At 73.4% G+C, this 24,333-nt stretch carries 16 protein-coding genes and 1 pseudogene; 10 read left to right on the top strand and 7 right to left on the bottom strand.

Annotated features, from left to right (window positions below; all coding sequences use genetic code 11):
- Window positions 1-91: 91 nt before the first annotated feature.
- From CHC11_RS35250 to CHC11_RS35240, 3 genes are read right to left on the bottom strand one after another with little or no spacing between them, the layout of a single operon-like run.
- A complete protein-coding gene (locus tag CHC11_RS35250) occupies window positions 92-1,615 on the bottom strand; it encodes a glycoside hydrolase family 43 protein (RefSeq protein WP_089316216.1) in 1,524 nt (507 codons plus the stop codon).
- Window positions 1,612-3,933 carry a beta-glucosidase family protein gene (locus tag CHC11_RS35245; protein ID WP_179279163.1) on the bottom strand — a complete coding sequence of 774 codons (2,322 nt, stop codon included), beginning with the start codon at window positions 3,931-3,933 and terminating at the stop codon, window positions 1,612-1,614. Before CHC11_RS35245 ends, CHC11_RS35250 begins: the two co-directional genes overlap by 4 nt.
- Entirely contained in the window at window positions 3,930-4,991 is a 1,062-nt protein-coding gene (locus CHC11_RS35240; protein ID WP_089316229.1) for a LacI family DNA-binding transcriptional regulator, read from the bottom strand. Before CHC11_RS35240 ends, CHC11_RS35245 begins: the two co-directional genes overlap by 4 nt.
- Before the next feature lie 266 nt (window positions 4,992-5,257).
- Between CHC11_RS35240 and CHC11_RS35235 the strand changes: the two genes are divergently transcribed.
- The 4 genes from CHC11_RS35235 to CHC11_RS35220 all read left to right on the top strand — a co-directional run bounded on the left by CHC11_RS35235 (window position 5,258) and on the right by CHC11_RS35220 (window position 9,548).
- Window positions 5,258-6,556 (top strand): extracellular solute-binding protein, encoded by a 1,299-nt coding sequence (locus tag CHC11_RS35235; protein ID WP_089316215.1) that lies wholly within the window; start codon window positions 5,258-5,260, stop codon window positions 6,554-6,556.
- A complete protein-coding gene (locus CHC11_RS35230; protein ID WP_089316214.1) occupies window positions 6,553-7,545 on the top strand; it encodes a carbohydrate ABC transporter permease in 993 nt (330 codons plus the stop codon). The genes CHC11_RS35235 and CHC11_RS35230 overlap by 4 nt, the downstream gene beginning before the upstream one ends.
- A complete protein-coding gene (locus CHC11_RS35225; RefSeq protein WP_089316213.1) occupies window positions 7,542-8,369 on the top strand; it encodes a carbohydrate ABC transporter permease in 828 nt (275 codons plus the stop codon). The genes CHC11_RS35230 and CHC11_RS35225 overlap by 4 nt, the downstream gene beginning before the upstream one ends.
- 123 nt (window positions 8,370-8,492) lie before the next feature.
- Window positions 8,493-9,548, top strand: a complete 1,056-nt coding sequence (locus CHC11_RS35220) for a lytic polysaccharide monooxygenase auxiliary activity family 9 protein (RefSeq protein ID WP_089316212.1) — start codon at window positions 8,493-8,495, stop codon at window positions 9,546-9,548.
- A 156-nt stretch (window positions 9,549-9,704) separates the two neighbouring features.
- Here CHC11_RS35220 and CHC11_RS35215 read toward each other — a convergent pair whose 3' ends face one another.
- The 3 genes and pseudogenes from CHC11_RS35215 to CHC11_RS43065 all read right to left on the bottom strand — a co-directional run.
- Window positions 9,705-11,423, bottom strand: coding sequence for a glycoside hydrolase family 6 protein (locus tag CHC11_RS35215; RefSeq protein ID WP_089316211.1), 1,719 nt, complete (start codon window positions 11,421-11,423; stop codon window positions 9,705-9,707).
- A gap of 43 nt (window positions 11,424-11,466) precedes the next feature.
- The gene (locus tag CHC11_RS43070) at window positions 11,467-12,315 is read right to left on the bottom strand and encodes a cellulase family glycosylhydrolase (RefSeq protein ID WP_245920175.1); all 849 of its coding nucleotides are present in this window, start codon (window positions 12,313-12,315) and stop codon (window positions 11,467-11,469) included.
- 235 nt (window positions 12,316-12,550) lie between these two features.
- Window positions 12,551-12,961 (bottom strand): annotated as a pseudogene (locus tag CHC11_RS43065) (cellulose binding domain-containing protein); the annotation flags it as partial.
- A 292-nt stretch (window positions 12,962-13,253) separates the two neighbouring features.
- On the opposite strand from CHC11_RS43065, the gene CHC11_RS35205 reads away from it, so the two are divergent.
- The 6 genes from CHC11_RS35205 to CHC11_RS35180 all read left to right on the top strand — a co-directional run bounded on the left by CHC11_RS35205 (window position 13,254) and on the right by CHC11_RS35180 (window position 23,534).
- Entirely contained in the window at window positions 13,254-14,291 is a 1,038-nt protein-coding gene (locus CHC11_RS35205) for a LacI family DNA-binding transcriptional regulator (RefSeq protein WP_245920174.1), read from the top strand.
- Between the two features lie 110 nt (window positions 14,292-14,401).
- Entirely contained in the window at window positions 14,402-17,326 is a 2,925-nt protein-coding gene (locus tag CHC11_RS35200; protein ID WP_089316209.1) for a glycoside hydrolase family 48 protein, read from the top strand.
- A 103-nt stretch (window positions 17,327-17,429) separates the two neighbouring features.
- Window positions 17,430-18,605, top strand: a complete 1,176-nt coding sequence (gene dinB / locus CHC11_RS35195; RefSeq protein ID WP_218826380.1) for a DNA polymerase IV — start codon at window positions 17,430-17,432, stop codon at window positions 18,603-18,605.
- A gap of 375 nt (window positions 18,606-18,980) precedes the next feature.
- The gene (locus CHC11_RS35190; RefSeq protein WP_143227431.1) at window positions 18,981-20,801 is read left to right on the top strand and encodes a sensor histidine kinase; all 1,821 of its coding nucleotides are present in this window, start codon (window positions 18,981-18,983) and stop codon (window positions 20,799-20,801) included.
- Window positions 20,792-21,466 carry a response regulator transcription factor gene (locus CHC11_RS35185; protein ID WP_089316206.1) on the top strand — a complete coding sequence of 225 codons (675 nt, stop codon included), beginning with the start codon at window positions 20,792-20,794 and terminating at the stop codon, window positions 21,464-21,466. Before CHC11_RS35190 ends, CHC11_RS35185 begins: the two co-directional genes overlap by 10 nt.
- A gap of 301 nt (window positions 21,467-21,767) precedes the next feature.
- Window positions 21,768-23,534, top strand: coding sequence for an ATP-binding protein (locus CHC11_RS35180; protein ID WP_089316205.1), 1,767 nt, complete (start codon window positions 21,768-21,770; stop codon window positions 23,532-23,534).
- Between the two features lie 22 nt (window positions 23,535-23,556).
- Here the strand turns inward: CHC11_RS35180 and CHC11_RS35175 are convergent, their stop codons facing one another.
- The gene (locus CHC11_RS35175; protein WP_089316204.1) at window positions 23,557-24,186 is read right to left on the bottom strand and encodes a TetR/AcrR family transcriptional regulator; all 630 of its coding nucleotides are present in this window, start codon (window positions 24,184-24,186) and stop codon (window positions 23,557-23,559) included.
- Window positions 24,187-24,333 lie beyond the last annotated feature (147 nt).

The raw sequence follows: 24,333 nt of genomic DNA, 5'->3' as shown, positions 1-24,333 counted from the left end.
TCTGGCACAACGACAAGACCGGCCAGCCGGTCGCCCGCTCCCTGACCGCCTACGATCACTGACCGCAACAACAGCCCTTGGAATCAATCATCTAGAGCGGGCGGTACTCGAACCACGCGAAGTCGGCGTGGCCGCCGCCCGTCCGGCCGTTGGACGTGGCGTAGAGGCCGATGTAGGCGCCGGTGAAACCGCCCGCGACCTGGCTGCTGAGGACGTCGCCGTCCACCGGGGCGCCGAATGGCGTCCACTCGCCCGGCGCCGAGCCGTAGTACGCCTGGTACCAGCGCCCGTGCGCCTCGAAGCCGAGCCGGACGGGCCCCGAGACGGCAGGCCCCGTGGCGAGCACGGTCTCGACCCCCCGCTCGCGTTTGACCGAGCGCAGCCCCTGGCTCGTGGACACGAGCAGGACGTGGAAGTCGTTGTTCTGGACGAGGGCGAGCCCGGCCCGCTCCTCATCGGCCGGTACGAAGTCGAGCGAGGTGAACGCGGCGAAGTCCCGGTGCTGCTGGCGCCGCCCGAGGAACGACGGGTTGGCCACGTCCGCGAGGGTCTCCGGGCGGGCGCGGAGCCGCAGGTGCCCGGGTCTCTCGGTCAGGCTCCACCAGCGTTCGCGCGGCGTGCGCAGCATGTTCCAGGCCGGGCCCAGTTCGGGTCCGTCGAACTGGTCGCACGCCGGAGCGGCCGGCCACGGGTGCGGCGGCAGCGACGGGACGGGGTGCTGCGCCTCGACCCGCCCGCCGGTCACCGGCCAGCCGTCCTCCCAGGTGACCGGGGTCAGGAACGTCTCCCGGCCGAGGGGGCACCGGTCGAGGTGGTGCGGGCGCATCGCGAGCAGCACCATCCACCACTCGCCGTCCGGCGTGTCCACGAGGTCGGCGTGCCCGGCCCCGACGATCGGATGCCCGGCCCCGAGGTTGCGGTGCGTCAGCACCGGATTGCGCGGGTCCCCCTCGTAGGGACCCGTGACGGCGCCGGCGCGGGCGACCATCACGGCATGGTCGTGGGCGGTGCCGCCCTCGGCCGTGAGCAGCACGTACCGGCCATCGATCTTGTAGAGATGGGAGCCCTCGGACCAGATCGCCCCCTTCACCGCCCCGTCCCAGATCACGTGCTCCTCGCCGGTCAGGGCGAGGGCGGACGGGTCGAACTCGCGGAGCCAGATCTCGGTGTGGCCCTCGTAGCGTCCCGTCGGCCGGGTGCCGGTGCACCATGCGCGGCCGTCGTCGTCGAAGAACAGGGACGGGTCGATGCCGTCGCCGTCCAGCCGGTGCGCGTCCGACCACGGCCCGGCGGGATCGGACGCGGTCATCACGAAGTGCCCCGACCACCTCGTCCCGTCCACGAGCGTGCAGACCAGGTAGAAGGTGCCGTCGTGGTGACGCAGCGTCGGCGCGTACAGGCCGCCGGACGCCGGGACGCCGTCCAGCGGCAGCTGGCCGGCCCGGTCCAGCGCGTGCCCGACCTGACGCCAGTGGACGAGGTCGCGGCTGTGGAACACCGGCAGCCCGGGGAACCATTCGAAGGTCGAGGTCACCAGGTAGAAGTCGCCGCCCGCGCGGCAGACCGACGGGTCGGGGTGGCAGCCCGGCAGAACGGGATTGCCGAACGCGGTCACAGCGGCGTGACCTCCACCGGGACGGAGAGGACCCGGTCCGGGCCGAGCTCGCGGACGGGCCCTTCGAGCGTGAACGCGCCGCGCAGCGGCAGGTCGGCGCTCGACCGCCCCACCGAGACCTCGACGACGCCGGGCTCGACGATGCGCCGCAGGTCCGGGCCGGTGAAGGAGGTCCGGTCCGCGTGCACCCGGAACCCGACCCGCGCCGCGTCGCCCGGCTCCAGCCGGATCCTGGCCCACCCGGCGAGCCAGCGCGCGGGCCGCACCACCGAGGCGACCGGGTCGGACAGGTACAGCTGCGCCACCTCCGTTCCGGCGCGTTCGCCGGTGTTGCGGACGACCGCACTGACCATCACCGTTCCGTCGGTCGCCGCCCGCTCGTCCGCGCGCAGGTCCTCGTACTCGAACGACGTCCAGGTCAGCCCGTGGCCGAACGGGTAGAGCGGGACGGGGTCGACCACGCTCCAGTCGTGCCCGCCGTCCATCAGCGACCGCAGGTAGGTGACCGGGGGGCCGGACGCGCGGCGCGGAACGCTGATCGGCATCCGCCCCGACGGCTCGACCCGGCCCGACAGGACCCCCGCGACGGCCCCGCCGCCCTCCTCGCCGGGAAAGAACGCCTGCACGACGGCGGCGGCCCGGCCGGCGAGGGACTCGATCGCGTACGGGCGCCCGGTCAGCATCACGATGACCGTGGGCGTGCCGGTGGCCAGGACGGCCGCTGCCAGCTCGGCCTGCCGTCCCGGCAGCGCGAGCGTCTCGGCGTCGCAGCCCTCGCCGGACGTGCCGCGGCCGAAGAGCCCCGCCCGGTCGCCGAGGGCGAGCACGCACACCTCGGCCTCTCGCGCCGCCGCGACGGCGGCCTCGAATTCGGCGTCGCCTGCGACGAACACGTCGTCCGAGGCCGCGACCCGCACCCCGGGCAGCTCGGCGCGCACCGCGTCCGCCAGCGTCGGGATCCTCACACCGAGCGGCATCTCCGGGTGCCGGCGGCCCACGTGGCTCGGGAACGTGTAGCAGCCCAGCATCGCGAACGGGTCGTCCGCCAGCGGCCCCGCCAGCACCACCCCGTCGCCGGAGCGCAGCGGCAGCACGCCGTCGTTGGCCAGCAGGACGACCGACTCCTCGGCCAGCCGCCGCGCCAGCGCCCTGTGCTCCGGAGGGTCGAAGTCCAGCTCCGCCCCGCCGTCCCCGGCGGGCGCGCCGTCCAGCAGGCCCAGCTCGGCCTTCAGCGCCAGGACGCGGCCGGCGGCGCGGTCGAGCAGCTCCTCGGGCACCTCCCCCCGCCGGACCATCTCGATCAGCGGCGCGCCGTAGCAGCGGACGGTCGGCAGCTCCATGTCGATCCCCGCGCGCAGCGCCAGCGCGGCGGCCTCGCCGCGCGACCCGGCCACCCGGTGCCGGCTCTCCAGGAACGAGATGCCGAAGTAGTCGGCGACGACGACGCCCGCGAAGCCGAGCTCCTCGCGCAGCAGGCCGGTCAGCAGGCGCTCGTCGGCCGCGGCGGGCATCCCGTCCACGTCGGTGTAGGAGTGCATGACCGAGCGGGCGCCGCCGTCGCGCAGCGCCATCATGAACGGCTCCAGCACGACGTCGGCGAACTCGCGCGGACCGATCGGCGTCGGCGCCATGTTCCGCCCGGCGCGGGAGGCGGAGTAGCCGGCGAAGTGCTTGAGCGTGGTGACGATGCCGGACCGCTCCAAGGCCCTCACGTAGGCCGTGCCGAGGACCCCGACGAGATACGGGTCCTCGCCGATGCACTCCTCCGTGCGGCCCCAGCGGGCGTCGCGGACGACGTCCAGCACGGGCGCGAGGCCCTGGTGGACGCCCGCCGCCCGCATGCTCGCCCCGATCGCGGCGGCCATCTCGCCGACCAGCTCGGGGTCGAAGGTGGCGCCCCACGCGGGCGGGCTGGGGAACACGGTGGCGCCCCACGTCATGAAGCCGTTGAGGCACTCCTCGTGCGCGATCGCCGGGACGCCGAACCGGTTGCCCGCGGCGACGCGGCCCTGCAGCTCGCGGAGCCGGGCGGCGCCCTCGGCCGCTGCGACCGGCACGGTGCCGAACACGCGGGTGAGCTGGCCGAGGCCGCGGTCCAGAATCTCCTCCAGGCGCGGGGCGGTCTCGTGGGAGTCGTCCTCCATCGGCGCGACGGGCCCGCCGGGCCCGGCCGGCGTCGCCCAGAAGCCGGCGAGCTGCCCCGCCTTCTCCCCGGGCGTCATCCGGGCCAGCAGGACGGCGACCCGCTCGGCGACCGGCAGCCCGCGGTCCTGCCAGGGTTCGCGGATCGCGCTCGGGGCCGGGACGGCTTCGGTCATCGCTCCTCCGTGGGGGACGGCGGGGTGCGGGACGGCGAGGTCGGGGGCGGCGGTGCGGTCGAGGCGCGCACGCGCAGGTCGGTGGCCAGCTCCACGCGGGGCGTCAGCGGCGGCCGTCCGTCCAGCAGCTGGAGCAGGGTGCGGGCAGCGACGCGGCCCATCTCCTCCAGCGGCTGCCGGACGGTCGTCAGCGGCGGCGACAGCCACTCGCAGGTCGGCAGGTCGTCGAAGCCGACGACGCTCAGGTCCTCGGGGATGCGCAGCCCGGCGAGCCGGGCCGCCTGGTAGGCGCCCATGGCCTGCTCGTCGCTGCCCGCGAAGACCGCGGTGGGCGGCTCGGGCAGCGCCAGCAGCTCGCGGGTGCGGGCGTACCCGCCCTGGTGGTGGAAGTCGCCGTACCGGACGAGGTCCCGGTCGACCTCGATCCCCGCGCGCTCCAGGGCGGTCCGGTAGCCGTCCACGCGGGCCTGCGTGCAGAGCATGTCGGCGGGGCCGCCGATCATCGCGATGCGGCGGTGGCCGAGCCCGATCAGGTGTTCGGTCGCGGCCAGCCCGCCCGCCCAGTTGGTGGCGCCGACGCTGGCGATCTCGGCGTCCGGCAGGTTCACCGGGTCGACCAGGACGAGCCCGACGCCGGCCCGCTCCAGCTGCTCGCGCTGGCGCCGCGTCATCCGGGACGTCACCAGGATGACCCCGTCGCTGTGGTGCAGCGCGGGCAGGTTCTGCCAGCTCGGCGGGCGGGCGTCGTCCGCGCGCACCAGCGAGACGACCACGCCGGTGCCGTGCTCGGCGCACTCGGCCTCCACCCCGCGCAGGATCTCCACCGCCCACGGGCTGTCCAGCCCGGCCAGGACCAGGTCGATCAGGCCGGACCTGCGGGCGCGACGGGACCCGCCGGGGCCCGGGTAGTTGTGGGTGCGCAGCAGCGCCTCCACGCGCTCGCGGGTCGCGGCGGCCACGTCGGTGCGGCCGTTGAGGACCTTGGAGACCGTGGCGGGGGACACCCCCGCCTCGGCCGCGATCAGTGCCAGGGTCGGCCGGGCCGGCGGGTCCGGCATCTCGTCGCTGGTGCGCACGGGCACGCTTCTCTCCTCCCCGAGGAAACGATTGCGAACAGTATCGCAATGTTTCGCGCTCTCCTAGCCCCGGTCCGAGACTTCTCAAGCGTTGCATTTAGGTCACTCACGGCCGAAGCCTTGACCGTGAGGGGGCCCTTTCTTAGAGTTCCACGGCAACGGTAAGCCCGAAGAATTTCGAAAAGTTTCGATCGAGCGGTCCCGTCCCACCGCTCCCGGCCGAGCCCACCCCCATCCAGGAGGCCATCATGGGCATCCCACCGCTGTCGCGCCGTTCCCTCCTCACCACAGTCTCCGCGGGCGCCGTACTGGCCGCCGCCGCGCCCCTGCTCGCCGCCTGCGGCGACGGCGACTCCGGATCGGGAGGCAAGGCGACCGTCGAGTGGATGGACATCGCGACCACCGAGCCGTCCAAGTCGCTCTATCCGCAGATCGCCAAGGCCTACGAGGCCGCGCACCCGAACGTCAGGATCAAGCTCACCAACCTGGAGAACGAGGCCTACAAGTCGAAGATGACGGCGCTCGTCGCCTCCGGGAAGCTGCCGGACGTCTTCGTGACCTGGGGCGGCGGGGTGCTCAGGCAGCAGGTCGACGCGGGACTGGTGAAGGACCTCACCTCCGACGGGGGGAGCCTGCTCGGCACCATCACGCCGGTGTCGCAGAAGGCATACCAGTTCGACGGCAGGACCTACGCCATCCCGTACGACATGGGCATGGTGGGGTTCTGGTACAACAAGCGGCACTTCGCCAAGGCCGGGATCAAGGGCACCCCGAAGACCTGGGCGGAGTTCCTGGACGCCGTCCGCAAGCTCAAGGCCGCCGGGGTCACGCCCATCGCCCTGGGCGGCAAGGACAAGTGGCCCGGCCACTACTACTGGGCCTATCTGGCGATGCGCGTCGGCGGCATGGCCGCGCTGGAGCAGGCCGCAAAATCCGGCGACTTCACCGCCCCGGCGTTCGTCCAGGCCGGGCAGCACCTCAAGGAACTGGTCGACCTCCAGCCCTTCCAGAGCGGCTTCCAGAACGCCGGCTACGACGCGCCAGGCGGCCAGGCCGCCACCATGGGCGCCGGGAAGGCGGGCATGGAGCTGATGGGGCAGTGGGCGCCGGCGGTGGAGAAGGACGCCTCGGGCAAGGGCATCGGCGACGACCTCGGCTGGTTCCCCTTCCCGACCGTCGACGGAGGGCAGGGCACCGTCACCGACGTGTTCGGCGGCGGCAACGGCCATTCGCTCAGCAAGGACGCCCCCAAGGAGGCCCTGGACTTCCTGGCGTTCCTGATGAACGACGAGAACGAGCGCAAGCTCGTCTCCTCGGGCGCCTTCATGCCGGTCGTCAAGGGCGCCGAGAGCGCGCTCGGCGACCCGAACCGCAAGCAGGTCGCGAAGGCGCTGGAGGGCTCCAGCGGATTCCAGCTCTACCTGGACCAGGCCTTCCCGCCCGCCGTCGGGCAGCAGGTCAACGACAGCGTCGCGGCCCTCGTCGGCGGCAAGGGGACCCCCGACGAGGTCGTGCGGCAGGTGACCAAGGCGGCCAAGAGCCGATGACGCCGTCCGCCACGACCGACGACCGGCCGCGGCCCGCCGTGCGGGCCCCGCGCGGGCGGGCCCGCGGCGCGCCGGCGGGCCGGCGGCTGCGCGGCTGGATGTCGGCCACCTGGTTCCTCCTCCCGGCGCTGCTGCTGTTCCTCTTCTTCGTGCTGATCCCGATCTTCGTCGCGTTCTACACGAGCTTCTTCACCTGGGGCGGCTTCGGCCGGCCCGACGACTTCGCCGGGCTGGACAACTACCGGAAGCTGTCCGGCGACCCCGTCTTCCGCGGCGACCTGTGGCGCGGCCTGTTCCTGGTCGTCCTGTCGATCGCCGTCCAGCTGCCGGTCGCGCTCGGCACCGCCGTCCTGCTGAACCAGCGGATGCGCGGCCGCGCGGTCTACCGGGCGGTCTTCTTCGCGCCCTACATCCTGTCCGAGGTGATCGCCGGAGTCCTGTTCGGCATCATCTTCCTGCCGGGCACCGGGCTCGCCGACACGCTCGCCGGCGACCTGCCGCTCGTCGGCGGCCTCGCCGGCACCTGGTTCTCCGACCCGGGCACCGCGCTGCCCACCCTCTTCGCCGTCATGACCTGGAAGTACTTCGGCTTCCACATGATGATCTACCTCGCCGGGCTGCAGGGCGTCCCAGCCGAGGTGCTGGAGGCCGCCTCGATCGACGGGGCCGGGCCGTGGCGGCGGTTCCGCGGAGTCACGCTGCCGCTGCTCGGGCCGACGCTGCGGATCAGCATGTTCCTGTCCGTCATCGGCTCGATCCAGCTGTTCGACCTCGTGTGGGTCACCACGACCGGCGGGCCGACGCACTCCACGGAGACGATGGCCGTCACCATGTTCCAGTTCGGGTTCAAGCGCTACCAGATGGGCTACGCGAGCGCGATCAGCGTGGCCATGTTCCTCATCAGCATGGTCTTCTCCCTGCTCTACCAGCGCTACGCGCTGCGCCGCGACCTCCAGGGCGCCGTCACCTCCGCGGGAGGCCGCCGGTGAGGGCGCACCTCGCTCGGAGCGCGTCCCGGCACACCCTGGTGTGGGTGCTCGGCTCCTTCATCGTCGTCCCGCTGCTGTACGCGGTCGTCTCCGGGTTCAAGACGACGGGGGACCTCACCACGGACCCGGTCGGGCTGCCCTCGCCCTGGAAGGTGTCGAACTACACCGGCATCCTGTCGTCCGGCGACTTCTGGCGGCAGATCGGCAACAGCGTGATGATCGCGGTCGCCACCACGCTGCTCACCGTCGCGGCGTCGGCGCTGGCGGCGTTCGCGTTCGCCCGCTACGCCTTCCGGGGCCGGGAGTTCTTCTTCACGCTGTTCGCCGCCGGCCTGATGTTCCCGCCCGCCGTGGCGGTGCTGCCCCTGTTCGTCCTGCTGCGCTCGTTCGGGCTCCTGGACAACCCGCTCGGCATCATCCTGCCGCAGGCCGCGTTCGCGCTCCCCATCACGATCATCATCCTGCGGTCGTTCTTCCGGACGATCCCGGCGGAGCTGGAGGAGGCCGCCATCATGGACGGCTGCAGCCGGTTCGGGTTCTTCTGGCGCATCCTGCTGCCGATGGCGAGGCCCGCCCTGGGCACCGTGTCGGTCCTGGCCATCGTGACGAGCTGGAACAACTTCTTCCTTCCGCTGCTGGTGCTGGCCGACCCGAAATGGCAGACGATCCCCGTCGGCATCCAGCAGTTCCAGGGGCAGTACTCGACGAACTACGCGCTCGTCATCGCCTACATCGTGCTGGCGATGGTGCCCGCCGTCGCCTTCTACGCGGTGGCCGAGCGCCAGCTGATCGGAGGTCTCACCGCGGGCGCGACGAAGGGCTGAGCCTCCGCGGCCGGTGCCGTGCCCCCGGCGCCCGATGAAAGCCTGAAAGGCCCGTTCACGGGCCGCCCGGGGCGGAGTTAGCTTCCGCTGGACAGGACTCCTCGGCCTGGTGACGGGAGGAACATGGGCAGGCGAAGACGAAGGGCACTGGCCGCGGGTGCGGTGCTCGGCCCCGCGATGATCGTCGGCGCGCTGCTGACGGCCGCGCCGGCCTCGGCGCACGGCGCGATGATGGTGCCCGGCAGCCGCACCTACCTGTGCTGGAAGGACGGCCTGAGCCCGACCGGGCAGATCGTCCCGCACAACCCGGCCTGCGCGGCGGCGGTCGCGCAGAGCGGCCCCGACTCGCTCTACAACTGGTTCGCCGTCCTGCGCTCGGACGGGGCCGGCCGCACCCGCGGCTTCATCCCCGACGGGAAGCTGTGCAGCGGCGGCGCGGTCGTCTACGACTTCGGCGGCTACGACCTCGCCCGCGACGACTGGCCGGTCACGCACCTGACCTCCGGCGCCGACATCGAGTTCCGGTACAACAAGTGGGCGGCCCATCCCGGAACGTTCCGCACCTACGTCACGAAGGACGGCTGGAGCCCGACCAGACCGCTCAGCTGGGACGACCTGGAGGACCAGCCGTTCTACAGCGTCACCGACCCGCCGAGCGTCGGCTCGCCCGGCAGCGAGGACGCCTACTACCACTGGAACGCCAGGCTGCCCTCCGGCAAGAGCGGCCGCCACCTCCTCTACACCGTGTGGCAGCGCTCGGACAGCAACGAGACGTTCTACGGCTGCTCCGACGTTGTCTTCGACGGCGGCGACGGCGAGGTGACCGGCGTCGGCGAGGACGGCGGCGGCCCGACCGACCCGCCCGGCGACCCCGGCAAGGTCTGCAAGGCCGGGTACCGCTCCGTCGGCAGCTGGAACGGCGGCTACCAGGGCGAGATCACCGTCACCAACACCGGGACGCTCCCGCTCGGCGGCTGGACGGCCCACTTCACCTTCGCCAACGGCGAGACGGTCGACAGCCTGTGGGACGGCGGCTACACGCAGTCCGGCCCGGACGTCACGGTCGAGAACGCGAACTACAACGGCGCTCTCGCCGTGGGCGCGTCGACCACGTTCGGGTTCACGGTGAAGGCGCCGAGCTCCCCGACCGCACTCGAACCGCACTGCATGACCTCCTGAGGCCCTGGCAGAACGTGGCCCGCGGCGTCCGACAGGGGACGCCGCGGGCCGCTTCCATTCCGGGGCACCGCTCCGTTTTCGGGGCACCGCCTCCAGGACGGGAAAGGGCCCCGTGACCGGAGGAGCGGGTCACGGGGCCGTATCCGTGGCGGCCGGTTACCGGACGGGCGGGTTGGCGTTCTTGAGCAGCTCCTGGAACTGGGCGGAGAACCAGTGCCCGGACAGCGGGGCGTCCGCCAGCGCGCCGCTCATGTTGTTGTTGTTCCGCGGGTTGCCGGTGTACGTGGGGTCGCACATCCGGTCGAAGCCCTTGCCCTCGTCGTTCGGGATCTCCTTGCTGGCGCCGTCGGACTCTCCCGGGGGCTTCATCCACACGTAGGCGTCGACGCCGGCGGCGGGGGCCGCCTTGGGCCGCTCACCGAGGCCCGCGCCCGCCTGGTTGCACCAGTTGCCAAGGTGGATGCGCCGGTCGGTCCGGCTGCCGTCCACGTAGGCGTCCACGCTGGTCTTCGGGCCGGGGCCGGTCGGGCGGTTCGCGCCGCCCCAGCCGTTGCGGCTCGTGTCGACGAGCATGCCGATGCCCGGGTCGAAACCGTCCTTGACGAGTTCCTGGCGGAACGCCTGCGCGTAGGACAGCTCGTCGACGTACCGGTTCCAGTCGACCCACTTGGACTGCCGGACGGACGTGCCGTTCACGGAGTCGCCGATGGTGTAGTAGGGCTCCTGCAAGGCCCCGTAGTTGGCGGTGTTGGTGATGAATCCGGCGACGTTGTTCTTGGAGCCGGACGCCTGCGCGACGGTGGCGAGCAGCTGCGCGGACGGGCCGAAGTTGTCGTCCCAGCCGAGCCAGCCGTGGTGGCCGATGTCGAGGTAGTTGTAGACGTTGGAGAGGGCGCCGAGCTTCTGCAGCGCGTAGGCGATGCCCTTCTCGTAGTTGCCGTTGGCCTTCATCGTGTCGCAGTTCGCGGTGGCGGTCGGCCGGCCCCCGGCGTTGGTGATCAGGTTCGGCAGCGAGTCGATCTCCACGACCGCGGCGACCCGCAGGCCGGCGTACTTGGCGTCGCCGAGGATCTGCGCGATCGGGTCGATGAACTGCGTCTTGTACTTGTCGAGGTCGTTCGGGCCGAGCTCGCCGTTGGACGCCAGCGCGGCGCAGTCGCGTCCGGGCAGGTCGTACACGACGAGCTGGATCACCCCGGCGCCCTGTTCGAGCGCCTTGTCGAGATGGGCGCGCAGCCCCATGGAGCCGCTCGCGCCCTGGATCGCGGCGATCCTGTCCAGCCACACGCCCGTCGGCTGGTTCGCGACCGCGCCGCCGCCGGGCTCGGCCGCGGCCTTGGCCGACCACTCGGGGTTCACGTACGCCTTCACCCCGGCGTAGGGGTTGTCGACGCGGTCGCCCGGGGGCGGGGTGGTGGGCGGGTCGGTCGGTCCCGCCGACCCGGTGCAGACCGTCCCGTTCAGCTTGAACTGGGCGGGTGCCTGGTTGGCGCCGGAGTAGGTGCCCTGGAAGCCGGGTGTGGCCGTCGCGTTGGTCGCCAGCGTCTGGGCCCAGCCCGGGTTCCTCACGGTGACGTGCTTGCCGGACTGCGTGAAGGTCCCGTTCCAGCCCGAGGTCACCTGCTGGTTGCCGGCGAAGTCCCACTCCAGCGTCCAGCCGCCGCTGATCGGGTCGCCGAGGTTGGTGACCGCCACGGAGGCGGTGAAGCCGGTGCCCCAGTCGTTGGTCGTGTAGTCGACCTTGCAGCCGGCGGCCGCGCTGGCCTGGGCCTGGGCCAGCGCGACCATGCCTGAGGCGAGCAGCACGGCCGCCGAGGCGGCCGCCGCGCCGCGGCGCCGGGCGCCGCGGCCGCTGCGCGCGGAGGGGTGTTTCATTCGGATTCCTCCATCTGGTTGGGGTGGGCTTCTCGCGGTGGGGTCAGGGCGCGGAGCGCAGGTGGTCGCGCAGTCCGGCGCCGTAGGCGGTCGGGGTGCCGTCGTAGGAGCTGATCAGCGACGGGCCGCTGGAGCAGTCCCAGGTGTTCCACGTCCAGCCGAGGTAGGACGCTCCGCGCGCGTCCAGCCAGCTCATGAGCGGGTCGACGTAGGAGTGGCCGCAGGTGTTCTCGCCGATCTCGCCGGCGACGAGCGGGACCTGCGCGGCGACGGGCGCGATCTGCTGGTCCCAGCAGGACGCGTCCTTGCAGTAGTTGAAGTTGTAGGAGTGCCACGCGGCCGCCAGGTTCCCGGTGGGATCGGACGGCCTCTGGGCGAGCCACTGGCCGAGGTCGTTGGAGTAGCTGCTGCCCGCGACCATGACGACGTTCTGCGCACCGGTCGAGCGGACGGCGTCGAGGAGGTCCTGCATCCCGGCCGCCTCGTAGGTCAGGCCCGTGCAGGCCGGGCCGCCGTCACGCCAGCACTTCCACGACTGGGCGTAGTCCATGACCTGGAGGTTGTTCGGGTACGGCTCGTTGAACAGGTCGAACACGACCGCCGTGTCGCCCTTGTAGGCGGTGGCGAGCTGCTTCCAGAATTCCGGTGCGTACTGTGCGTCCGGCATCGGTTTCTGGCATTCCGCGGCCGCGGTCTGGCAATGGCTGTCGTAGCCGGTCCACAAACCGCGGCTCCAGTGCAGTTCCAGGATGGGCGTGATGCCGTTCTCCTCGAGCAGCCCCCCCGTAATTCCTGACGGCGTTCTGGTAGGCGGTTCCGCGGTAGGCGGGAGCGACGTTGTCCAAGCCCAGCCAGCAGTCGGAGTTGAGCGGCACCCGGACGGCGTTGGCATTCCAGTTCTTGATCGCGGAGACGGAGGCCGCGTCCATGGGGCCGTCCCATATCCCGTTGCCCTGGACGCAGGCGAACTCGCCGCCCGAGCGGTTCACCCCGCGAAGGCGCACCGCGGCGCCGGCGGCGTTCACGAACGTGTTGCCGGAGACCTTCAGCTTGGGGGCTGGGCCGTCCGGCGGGGGAGTGGTCGGGGGTTCGGTGGTCGGCTCGCCGCCGCCGTTGCAGGCCGTCCCGTTGAGCGCGAAGGCGGTCGGGGCGGCGTTCGTGCCGCTGTAGGCGAACTGTGCCCCGGCCTGCACGGACGCGCCCGTCGCGAGGGCCGCGTTCCAGCTCTCGTTGGCGACCGTGACGGTCGTGCCCGACTGCGTCCACCGGCCGTTCCACCCGCCCGTGAGGCGCTGGTTCCCGGTGTAGGAGTACGTCAGCGTCCAGCCGTCCACGGCCGGGCCGCGATTGGTGATCGTGACGGCGGCGGTGAAGCCGGTGCCCCAGTCGTTGGTCGTGTAGCCGACCTCGCAGGCGACGGCGGCGCGGGCCGGCGGCGCGCCGAGCACGGTCCCGGTGCCCGCGGCGAGCGAGCCCGCCGCGCAGATCGCGCCGGTCAGCGCGGCCACCGCTGCGGTGCGCGGGGAAAGCGATCTCATGGATCTCCGCCTTCACGTCGGATGAGGGGCTTGGGAGCGCTCCCACTCCTTGGACTGCGGCGAACGTAGAACGCCTTGGATGCGGGAGGGAAGCCTTGTTCCATTCCTTTCACGAACTTTCACGGCGCCTTGCGCGCGCGGTGAGCGGCGGGTGCGGGAGGCCCCGAATTCGGTTTCCTCGCGACCCTTGACACGATGCGCGTCCGATCAGATTCCTGGGAGCGCTCCCACTACTCCCGACCCGGTCCACCCCCTCGAAAGGCCGGGAACCCCCGAAGGGAGTGCCGCAAGCGTGACCGTCACCCACCCCCCGCACGACCCCGCCCTCCCCGACCGACCGCCCACCCTCGCCCACGTCGCGCAGCTGGCCGGCGTGTCGCCGGCCACGGCGTCCCGCGTGCTGAACGGGTCCGCGCGCGTCAGCAGGGCGGCCCGCCTCCAGGTCGAGGCGGCGGTCGAGCGGCTCGGCTACGTCCGGCGCCGCAGCGGCCCTCCCGACCGGGAGTCGTCCGGCACCGTCGCCGCCGTCGTCTGCGAGGACGGCTGCCGCGTCCTCGGCGACCCGTTCTACGCACGCCTGTTGTGGGGCGTGCGCCGCGAGCTCGGCGGCCGGGCGCCGCTCGTGGTCCTCATGGCCGGCCGGGCGGACGAGTGGCGGGCGACCACCGGCTACCTGCGCGGCGGGCGGGCCGAGGGCGTGCTGCTCGTCGGCGCCCGCCGCGACCAGGTCGCCCCGCTCGTGCAGGCCGCCGCCGGCGCTCCCGTGGTGCTCGCCGGGCGCCCCCTCGACGAGGTGGCGCTGCCGTACGTCGACGTCGACAACCGGGGCGGCGCGCATGCCGCCGTCCGGCACCTGCTGGCCTCGGGCCGCCGCCGGATCGGCACCATCGCCGGGCCCGCCGACATGGGCGCCGCCGTCGACCGGCTCGCCGGCTACCGGATCGCGGCGCGCGAGGCCGGGATGGGCGTCAACGGGCTGGTGTGCCAGGGCGACTTCGGCCGGCTGTCCGGCGAGCGGGCGATGCGCCGCCTGCTGGAGCGCCGGCCGGACGTCGACGCCGTGCTCGCCGCGTCCGACCAGATGGCGGTCGGCGCGCTGAGCGCGCTGCGCCGGGCGGGCCGCCGCGTCCCCGACGACGTCGCGGTCGTCGGGTTCGACGACGCCCCGGTGGCCCAGCAGGTCCGCCCCCGGCTGACGACCGTCCGGCAGCCGGCCGAGGACCTCGGCGCCCGCCTGGCGCGCGAGCTGCGCGCCTGCACCGGCGGCAGGCCGAACACCGAGCGCGGCGTCGTGCTGCGCACCAAGTTGATCATCCGGGAGTCCGGCTGACGGACCGGGGCCGGCGCGGCCCCCGCCCTCCCCGACACCACCACCGCCGTGCTCCGCCGGTGTGTGGAGACCGCCATGCCCGGACGCCGGGCGCGACAGGAAGGAACACAGTGAGAAGACATCGGCGATGGCGCGCGTTCACGGCCGTGGGCGCGGCGCTGACCCTGCTCTGCGGCGGCCTGGGCGTGATCGCCCCGGCGCACGCCGCGGCGGCGGCGTGCAAGGTCGTCTACAACAAGAACGACTGGGGCGGCGGTTTCACCGCGAGCATCGACATCACCAACCAGGGCGACGCGCTGGACGGCTGGAAGCTGGTCTACTCCTACTCGGGGAACCAGAAGCTGGCGAGCGGCTGGTCGGCGAAGTGGTCGCAGTCGGGCCAGCAGGTCACCGTCGAGAACGAGAGCTGGAACCGGACGCTCGCCTCCGGCGCCTCGGTGAACGTCGGCGCGCAGTTCAGCTACAGCGGGACGAACACCGACCCCACCGCGTTCAGTCTCAACGGCACGCCGTGCAACCGGAGCTCGTCCGCCCCGACGGTGGCGCTGACGAGCCCGTCCGCCGGCGCGACGTACTCGGTGGGCGCCTCGGTGCCGATCGCCGCCACCGCGGCGGCCGGCACCGGCGCGACCGTCTCCAAGGTCGAGTTCTTCGACCAGAACGGGGCGCTCGGCGCCGCCGACACCGCAGCCCCGTACGGGCTGAACTGGACGCCCACCGCGGCCGGCTCGTACTCGATCTACGCCAGGGTGACCGACAGCACCGGCGCGTCGGCCGAATCCGCGCCGGTCGGCGTCACGGTGACGGCGGCGGCGAGCGTCGTGGCGAGCCCCGCCGCGCTGACCGTCGCGCAGGGCGCCAAGGCCGCGTACGCGGTGAAGCTGTCGCAGGCCCCGTCCGCGACGGTGACCGTGACGACGACCCGGACCGCGGGCAATGCCGGCCTGTCGGTGACCGGCGGCGGGACGCTGACCTTCACGCCGCAGAACTGGTCCACCGCCCAGAACGTGACGATCACCGCGGACGACTCCGGGACGGGCCAGGCGACGTTCACCTCCGCCGCGCCCGGCCACGCGGCGGCCAAGGTCACCGCGACCGAGGTGGCGACCTCCGGCGACACCTACACCCAGCGGTTCCTCGACCAGTACAACAAGATCAAGGACCCGGCGAACGGCTACTTCAGCCCCGAGGGGATCCCTTACCACTCGGTGGAGACGTTCATGGTCGAGGCCCCCGACCACGGGCACGAGACGACGTCGGAGGCCTACAGCTACCTCATCTGGCTGGAGGCCATGTACGGCAAGGTCACGCAGAACTGGGCCCCCTTCAACGCCTCCTGGGCGCTGATGGAGAAGTACATGATCCCGACGCACGCGGACCAGCCGACGAACTCCTTCTACAACGCCTCCAAGCCCGCCACCTACGCCGCCGAGCACCCAGCGGTGAGCGACTACCCGTCGCAGATCGACGGCAGCGTCCCGGTCGGCCAGGACCCGATCGCGAGCGAGCTGAAGTCCGCCTACGGCACCGACGACATCTACGGCATGCACTGGCTGCAGGACGTTGACAACGTCTACGGGTACGGCAACACGCCCGGCGGCGGCTGCGAGCAGGGTCCGAGCGCGGACGGCCCCTCCTACATCAACACCTACCAGCGCGGGGCGCAGGAGTCGGTGTTCGAGACCGTCCCGCAGCCGACGTGCGACAAGTTCGCCTTCGGCGGCACCAACGGCTATCTCGACCTGTTCATCAAGGACTCCTCCTACGCCAGGCAGTGGAAGTTCACCGACGCGCCGGACGCAGACGCGCGCGCCATCCAGGCCGCGTACTGGGCGAACGCCTGGGCCGAGGACCAGGGCAGGTCCGGTGACGTCTCGGCCACCGTGGCCAAGGCGGGCAAGATGGGCGACTACCTGCGCTACTCGTTCTTCGACAAGTACTTCAAGAAGATCGGCGACTGCGATTCGCCCTCCTCCTGCCCGGCGGGGTCGGGCAAGGACAGCGAGCACTACCTGCTGTCCTGGTACTACGCGTGGGGCGGCGCGACGGACACCAGCGCCGGCTGGGCGTGGCGCATCGGCGACGGCGCCTCGCACTTCGGCTACCAGAACCCCCTGGCCGCCTACGCCCTGGTGAACGACGCCGCGCTCGCGCCCAAGGGCGCGACGGCCAAGGCCGACTGGGGCAAGAGCCTCACCCGGCAGCTCCAGCTCTACAAGTGGCTGCAGTCCGCCGAGGGCGGGATCGCCGGAGGCGTCACCAACAGCTGGGAGGGCAGCTACAGCACGCCCCCGGCCGGCCTGACCGAGTTCTTCGGCATGGCCTACGACTGGCAGCCCGTCTACCACGACCCGCCGAGCAACCAGTGGTTCGGCTTCCAGGCGTGGTCGATGGAGCGCGTGGCCGAGTACTACCAGGTCACGGGCGACGCGTCCGCCAAGGCGATCCTCGACAAGTGGGTCTCCTGGGCGCTGTCGCAGACGACGGTCGCCCCGACCACGGGCGGAATCAAGATCCCCTCCACCCTCAAGTGGACGGGGCAGCCGGACGCGAACTGGTCGGCCTCCACCGGGACGCCGCCCGCCAACACCGGCCTGCACGTCTCGGTGCAGGACTACACAGACGACGTCGGTGTGGCGGCCGCGTACGCCAAGACCCTGACGTACTACGCCGCCAGGTCCGGTGACACCGCCGCCAAGCAGACCGCCAAGGACCTGCTCGACGCCATCTGGAAGCACGCCGACGCGAAGGGCGTCTCCGTCCAGGAGACCAGGTCCGACTACAAGCGCCTCGCCGACCCGGTCTACGTCCCGTCCGGCTGGAGCGGCACGATGCCGAACGGCGACCCGATCAACTCCAGCTCGACCTTCATGTCCATCCGTTCCTTCTACAAGAGCGACCCCGACTACGCGCGCGTGTGGGCGTACGCCGGCGGCCAGAGTTCCACGGCGCCGGTGTTCACCTACCACCGCTTCTGGGCCCAGGCGGACATAGCCCTGGCCATGGCCGACTACGGCCGCCTCTTCAACGAGTGACCACCCGCACGGGGGCCCGTCGCGACGCTTGCCGCGGCGGGCCCTCCGCTCGTCGGAGGGGCCCGCCACCAGGCACGACGGCCGGGCATGCGAACATATGTTCGTGTCCGATGCTGCGACGATCCTGCATGCCGACCTGGACGCGTTCTACGCGTCGGTCGAGCAGCGGGACGATCCCGCGCTGCGGGGGCGCCCGGTGATCGTCGGGACGGGCGTGGTGCTGGCGGCGAGCTACGAGGCCAGGGCCTGCGGCGTGCGGACGGCGATGAGCGGCGGGCAGGCGCGCCGGCTGTGCCCGCGGGCGGTCGTCGTCCCGCCGCGCATGAGCGCCTACAGCACGGCGAGCAAGGCGGTCTTCGCGGTGTTCCGGGCCACGACGCCGCTGGTGGAGGGCTTGTCGATCGACGAGGCGTTCCTCGACGCCGACGGGCTGCGCCGCCCGCCGGTGGACGTGGCCGTCCGGCTGCGGCGCGAGATCGCCGAGGAGGTCGGGCTGCCGATCACGGTCGGGGTCGCCCGCACCAAGTTCCTCGCCAAGGTCGCCAGCGGCGTCGCCAAGCCCGACGGGCTGCTGGTGGTGCCGCCGGACGGCGAGCTGGAGTTCCTGCGCCCGCTGCCGGTGCGGCGGCTGTGGGGCGTGGGGCCCGCGACCGCGGCCAAGCTCGCCGGGTTCGGCGTGCGGACCGTCGGGGACGTGGCCGGCATGCCGGAGTCCACGCTGGTGTCGATGCTCGGCCCGGGGGCGGGCCGCCACCTGCACGCCCTGGCGCACAACCGGGACCCGCGCCCCGTGCGGACGGGCGTGCGGCGCCGGTCGATGGGGGCGCAGCGGGCGCTCGGCCGCCGCCGGCGCTCGGCGGCGGAGCTGGACGTGATGCTCGTCGGGCTGGTCGACCGGCTCGGCGGCCGGTTGCGCAAGGCCCGCCGCGTCTGCCGGACGGTCACCCTCCGCCTGCGGTTCGGCGACTACGCCCGCGTCACGCGCTCGCACACGCTGGCCCAGGCCACCGCCGAGACCCCCGTGCTCCTGGCGGCGGCGCGGGGCCTGCTCGCCGCCGCCATGCCCGTGATCGACGAGCGCGGCCTGACGCTGATCGGCCTCTCGCTCGGCAACCTGCACGACGACCGCGCCGTCCAGCTCACCCTGCCGTTCGACCAGGCGATGGCGGTGGACGGCGCGGTCGACGACGTCCGGGACCGGTTCGGGTCGTCCGCCATCACCCGCGCCGTGCTGCTCGGCCGCGACCAGGGCGTCCCGGCCCCGATGCTGCCCGACTGAGACGGGGTGACGAAGCGATCAGGAGGGCCTGACGATGCCGAGGCCGTCCGCCCCGGCCTGCACGGCCTGCACTGCCTGCACGGCCTGCACTGCGGGCCGGCGTGCACGACGACGCGCGTCAAGGGAAGGACGTCCCGGATGGTCCCGGACGCCGGGGTCCGGACCCCCGCGCGACTGGGACGGGAACGCCGGAACGGCTCGCGCATCGATCGGATAACGCCCCTTCGGGAACGCGCCCCGAGTCGGGAGGATGCCGGTGCGCCCGCCGGGGGCGGCGCACGGCCGTCGCGGCCCCGGGAAACCACGGACCCGCGTCCCGTGGGTTCGCGGTGGCGGGACGCGGGCCGAGGTCCCAGCATGGAAAGGATGGTCGTGGTGATTTCCGCGCCACGCAGGCGCAGGTCGCCCCCGTGGTTCGGGACGGAGACGAGGCGCGCCCTCGTCGCCGGGGCGGCGGTCGCGGGGCTGGCGCTCCTCGCGGGCTGGCCGTACTGGCGGGACCATCCGGCCGCCGCCGCGACCACGCTGGTCAGCTGCGCCGCCATCGCCGTGGTGGGCGTCCTGCTCGCGACCGGGCCGCGGACCCGCCGCACCGGGCTGCTGTTCGCGGCCGCGTCGGTGTTCTGGGCGGTCAACTGGGCCGCGAGCTGGGACGCGACCTTCGGGCCCATCATGTCGCCCTACGCCCAGGCCGACTTCTACCTCGCGCTCGCCGTCGGCGTCCTGCTCTACCCGGGCGGCCGGCTGGAGTACCTGGGAGACCGGATCTGGACGGTCATGGCGTGCCTGGTCCTGTGGGGCTGCCCCACGGCGCTGTGGGTCACGTCCGAGCCGGAGTGGGCCGCGTTCCGGGGCGAGTCGGTGTGGTGGCCCGCCCTCTACCCCGACCTGGAGACCTTCAAGGTCGTCCTCCAGGTCTCCGCCGCCCTGTACCTCCTCCTCGCCCTGTCGTTCGCCGTCGTCCTCCTGCTGCGGCTGCCGCGGATGGGCCGGTTGCGGCGCCTGCTCGCCCTGCCCGTGACGGTCGCGATCGGGTTCGTCGGCATCTCGGCGGCCTTCACGCAGAAGCCGATCATGGAGGCGTCGATCCCGCTGGACGACCTGCTGCACGTCTACGTGATCCAGGGCGCGGTCGTCGTGCTCGTCCCGCTGACGCTGCTGGCGTCCGGGCTGCGGGTCCGCATCGCCGAGCTGACCGTCGCGGGGCGGATGCTCCGGCTGACCGCCCCGGTGTCGGTGGAGCGGGTCCGCGACGCGCTGCGCGACGTCCTGCACGACCCGACCCTGGAGCTGTGGTTCTGGGCGCCGACGGAGGGCGTCTACGTCGACACCGCCGGGCGCCCCGTCGACGTGGGCCCGGAGGCCGGCGGCCCGGAGGCCGGCGGCGCGGACGGCCCGGCGGAGGACGGGGCCATGGGCGAGGGCGGGCGCTGGCGGCACCGGGTGCGCGGCGCCGCCGGGGAGCCGCTCGCGGTCGTCGAGCTCGGCGGCGCGCTGCGCGACCACGGCTCCCTCGTGGAGGCCGCGCTCGTCGCGGGCGGCCGGGCGCTGGAGACCGCGCGGCTGCAGGCCGGCGTGCAGGCGGGCCTCGAACAGGTCAGGGCCGCCTACCGGCGCCTCGTGCGGGCCGAGACCGCCGAGCGTGAGCGGCTCGCCCGCGACCTGCACGACGGCGCGCAGCAGCGGCTGCTGGCGCTCGGCGCGATGCTCGGCACGCTGGAGGCCGTCACCGGCGACCCGGCGGTCAAGGAGCACGCCCGCGCCTGCCGCGCCGAGCTGAAGGAGGCCCTCGCCCAGTTGCGGACGCTGGCCAGAGAGGTGCAGCCGGCGCTGCTCGTCCAGCACGGCCTCGGCCCGGCGCTGGAGGTCGTCGCCGAGCGGCTCGGCACCCGGGTCGCGCTCGACGTCACTCCGCGCCGGTTCTCCCGCGAGATCGAGTCCACGCTTTACTCCGCGCTGTGCGAGACGCTGTCGTACGCTGTCGAGCGCGCGCGTGCCACCCGGATCTCCGTGTGGGTCGGCGAGGAGGGCGGGCGGGCGGTCGCCGAGGTCGGGCTCGACGGTGCCCGCCAGGCAGACCCTGCCGCCGATCTCGCCGGTCCGTCCGGCCGGATCAAGGCGCTGCGCGGCGAGATGGAAGTCGGCGGCGGCCCCCGCGCGGGCATGACGGTAAGGATGGACCTTCCATGCGAGTAGCCGTGGCGGAGGACAGCGGGATCTTCCGGCAGGCTCTGGTCACCCTCCTCACCACGGTCGGGATCGACGTGGTGGCGTCCGCCGGCTCCGGCGAGGAACTGCTGGCCCGCGTCGCCGACGATCCGCCCGACGTCGCCATCGTCGACCTGCACATGCCGCCCACGTTCACCAACGAGGGCGTCGTCGCGGCGCGCCGGCTCCTGGAGCGCCACCCCGGCCTCGGCGTCCTGGTCCTGTCGGCCTTCAACGAGACCCCGCAGGCGATGGAGCTGTTCCGCGGCAGGCCGCGCGGGGTCGGGTACCTGCTGAAAGACCACGTGACGGACGTGGAGAACCTGCGTTCGGCGCTGGAGCGGGTCATCCGCGGCGAGGTCGTCATCGACCCCGACGTGGTGACCAGGCTGGTCGAGGCGCGGCACCGCGAGCAGGAGCTGTCCCGGCTGTCGGGGCGCGAGCGGGAGGTCCTGGGGCTGATGGCGGAGGGGCACTCCAACGCAGGCATCGGCAAGCGGCTGCACCTGTCCGCCCGGACGGTCGAGGACCACGTGCGGGCCATCTTCGCCAAGCTGAAGATCACCACGCCCGGCGGGCCGCCCGGTCCCCAGGACAGCAACAAGCGCGTGCTCGCCGTCCTGACGTGGCTGCGCGCCGCCGAGACCCGCTGACCACAACCGGACACCCCGGGACAGCGGTCACCGCGTCCACCCGCGTCCCGCGCATCGATCGGGTAACAGACCCTCGCGCCGCAGGGCGGCGGTGGGGAAAACTGACTGTGCGAGTCCGGTCGCGTCAGGTGACCCCGGTGGTGGCCCCCGCACGCCACCGCGAGGCGCCACGGGCCCGTACCCGGGCTCGCGACGCGGCCGTTCCAGCACGTTCCCATGCTCCCGGCGCCGCCCGGCGCGCACATCCGGGAAAACCCGCTTCCCGGCCGGTGGTTTCCCGGGACGACAAGGAAGGAGCGCGGTGAGGCCCGTCCCCCGGTGGCCGCCGTGGCTCGGCGCGCGGGTCCGCCGCGCCCTGGCCGCGGGCGCGGCGGTCGCGGCCGCGGCGCTGGCCTGCGGCTGGCCGCACTGGCGCGCCCAGCCCGTCGCCGCCGCCGTCACCCTGGTCTGCTGCGGCGGGTTCGCCGTCGCGGGCGGGCTGCTCGCGGCGGGGCGCACCGGCCGGCGCACCGGCGCGGCGTTCGTCGCCGCCGCCGCGGCGTGGGCCGTCACCTGGGCGGCGGCCTGGAACACCGGCGCGGCGCCGCTGGTGTCGGTGTTCGCCCAGTCGGCGTTCTTCCTCGCCATCGGCATCGGCGTGCTGCTGTACCCGGCCGGGCGGCTGGAGGGCGCCGCCGCGAAGCCGTGGACCGCCGCCGCGGTTGTGATCATGGTCGGCGGGCAGGCGCTGCTGTGCGCCCTCTCCCGTCCGGCCTGGAACGGCTTCGCGTCGTCGGTGACCTGGCCGGCGCTGCGTCCCGAGCACGAGGCGTTCCACTGCGTCCAGCGGGGCCTGGCCGGCGCGATGACGGTGCTGGCCGGCGCCCTCGTGGTGATCCTGGTGGCCCGCCTGCCGCGCACGGGGCGGTTGGACCGCGCGCTCACCGTTCCCGTCGCGGTCGCCGTGACGTTCGGCGTCACCGGCGCCCTGGCGGTCCAGAGCAAGCTCATCGGCAGCGACGCGGACCTGGCGGACGTGCTCGACGTCTACCTCTTCCAGGGGGTCTTCGCCACGGTGCTGCCGCTGGCGTTCCTCGGCACCGCGCTGCGCGCCCGGCTGGCCGAGCTGACCGTCGCCGAGCGGATGCAGCGCCTGCTCGTCGCCCCGGTCTCGGTGGCGCGCGTCCGCGGCGCGCTCCGCAGCGTCCTGGGCGACGGCGCCCTCGACCTGTGGATGTGGGCGGACGGCGGCTACGTCGACGTGGACGGCCGCACCATGCGCGACGCCCCGGGAGGTGCGGCGGGACGCTGGCGGCACGAGGTCCGCACGTCCGGCGGCGAACCCCTCGCCACCGTCGACCTCGCCGCCGCGCTCCGCGACCACGAGCCGCTCGTCGAGGCGGCGCTGGTCGCGGGCGGCCGCGCGCTGGAGACCGTCCGGCTCCAGGCCGCCGCGCAGGCCAATCTGGAGCGGGCGCGCGAGGCGCGCGAGCGCCTGGTGCGCATCCAGGCGGCCGAGCGCGAGCGGCTCGCCGCCGACCTGAAGCACAGCGCCCAGCAGCGGCTCCACGCACTGGAGGAAATGCTCGCCCGGCTGGAGGACGCGGCGGCCGACCCGCGGGCCCGCGAGCATGCCGGGACCTGCCGCCGCGAGCTGGCCGAGGCGGTCGCCGAGCTGGAGGCCCTGGCCCGCGGCATGCACCCGGCGATCCTCGCCGACGCCGGGCTGGCCCCGGCGATGGAACTGGTCGCCACCCGCACGGCCGTGCCCGTCCATCTCGACATGCCCGCGGCCCGGTTCCCGCCCGAGATCGAGTCGACGCTCTACTTCGCGCTCTGCGAGGCCCTCACCAACGCCGTCAAGCACGCCCGGGCCGACGCGGTCCACCTGACCGTCCGCCCGGGGCCGGACGGGATCGTCGCCGAGGTCCGCGACGACGGCGTCGGCGGTGCCGCCCCGGACCCGGGCGGCGGCCTGGCGGGCCTCACCGACCGCGTCCGCGCCCTGCGCGGCCGGGTCACCGTCGAGAGCCCGCCGGGGGAGGGCACCGCGGTCCGCATCGTCCTCCCGTCCGGAGACGGTGCCTGAGTTCCCCGACCGCGTCGCGCGCTCAGGAGGGGGCGTTGCGGACGATCGGCAGGAGGTAGCGGCGGGCGAAGTCGCGGGCCCCCGCGTCGTCGAGGGGGATGTGGCCGTCCGGGGTGAGCACGAGGGAGTGCGTGAGGCGGACCAGGATCTCCGCGACGACCTCCGGGTCGACGTCCGCCGGGGCGGCGCCGAGGCGCTGCGCGGTCCGCAGCCGTCCGGCCAGGTAGCCGCGGGCGGCGGCGAGCAGGGGCGCGGCCCTCACCGTGGCGTGCGGCAGGAACAGCTCGGGCTCGACGACCATGAGGCGGGTCATGAGCCGCTGCTCGCGGCTGATGCGCAGGGTGACGGCGAACCCCTCGACGAGGCGCTCCTCCAGGGTGGGCAGCGCGGCGACGGCCTCGTCCAGCTCGGCGAAGAAGCGCCGCGCCTCCCGCAGCAGCACACCGGTGGCGAGGTCGCCCTTGGTGGGGAAGCGGCGGTAGATCGTGGCGCGGCCGAGGCCGGACTCGCGCGCGACGTCGTCCATGGTGGTGCGGCGCGGCCCGTAGGTCTCGAAGGAGCGCAGGGCGGCGTCCAGTATGCGGTCGGTCCGCGGCTCGCCCTCCGGGCCGCCGGTGAGCAGGCTCCGCAGGAGCTCGTCGTCGCTCGTCATCGTGCGGCCGACTCTAGCCGCCGCGCGCCCGCCTGACCGAGCCGATGGCGCGGGCGGCGACGGGGGAGCGGCGCAGCGGGGCCGGGGGCGCGGCGGGGACGAGCCGCACGCCGAGGTAGGCCTCGGGGTTCAGCGCGTGGGTAGCGG

The sequence above is a fragment of the Actinomadura mexicana genome (genome assembly GCF_900188105.1).
Classification (GTDB): domain Bacteria; phylum Actinomycetota; class Actinomycetes; order Streptosporangiales; family Streptosporangiaceae; genus Spirillospora; species Spirillospora mexicana.
The sequence above is the reverse complement of the archived record's forward strand: the minus strand, read 5'-3'. Positions and strand labels throughout refer to the sequence as shown.

Bases quoted from the DNA above. Each gene is read 5' to 3' on its own strand.
- CHC11_RS35220 (WP_089316212.1), top strand. From the start codon at position 8,493: ATGGGCAGGCGAAGACGAAGGGCACTGGCCGCGGGTGCGGTGCTCGGC.
- CHC11_RS35230 (WP_089316214.1), top strand. From the start codon at position 6,553: ATGACGCCGTCCGCCACGACCGACGACCGGCCGCGGCCCGCCGTGCGG.
- CHC11_RS35235 (WP_089316215.1), top strand. From the start codon at position 5,258: ATGGGCATCCCACCGCTGTCGCGCCGTTCCCTCCTCACCACAGTCTCC.
- CHC11_RS35215 (WP_089316211.1), bottom strand. From the start codon at position 11,423: ATGAAACACCCCTCCGCGCGCAGCGGCCGCGGCGCCCGGCGCCGCGGC.
- CHC11_RS43070 (WP_245920175.1), bottom strand. From the start codon at position 12,315: ATGCCAACGCCGTCCGGGTGCCGCTCAACTCCGACTGCTGGCTGGGCT.
- CHC11_RS35185 (WP_089316206.1), top strand. From the start codon at position 20,792: ATGCGAGTAGCCGTGGCGGAGGACAGCGGGATCTTCCGGCAGGCTCTG.
- CHC11_RS35240 (WP_089316229.1), bottom strand. From the start codon at position 4,991: ATGCCGGACCCGCCGGCCCGGCCGACCCTGGCACTGATCGCGGCCGAG.
- CHC11_RS35175 (WP_089316204.1), bottom strand. From the start codon at position 24,186: ATGACGAGCGACGACGAGCTCCTGCGGAGCCTGCTCACCGGCGGCCCG.
- CHC11_RS35245 (WP_179279163.1), bottom strand. From the start codon at position 3,933: ATGACCGAAGCCGTCCCGGCCCCGAGCGCGATCCGCGAACCCTGGCAG.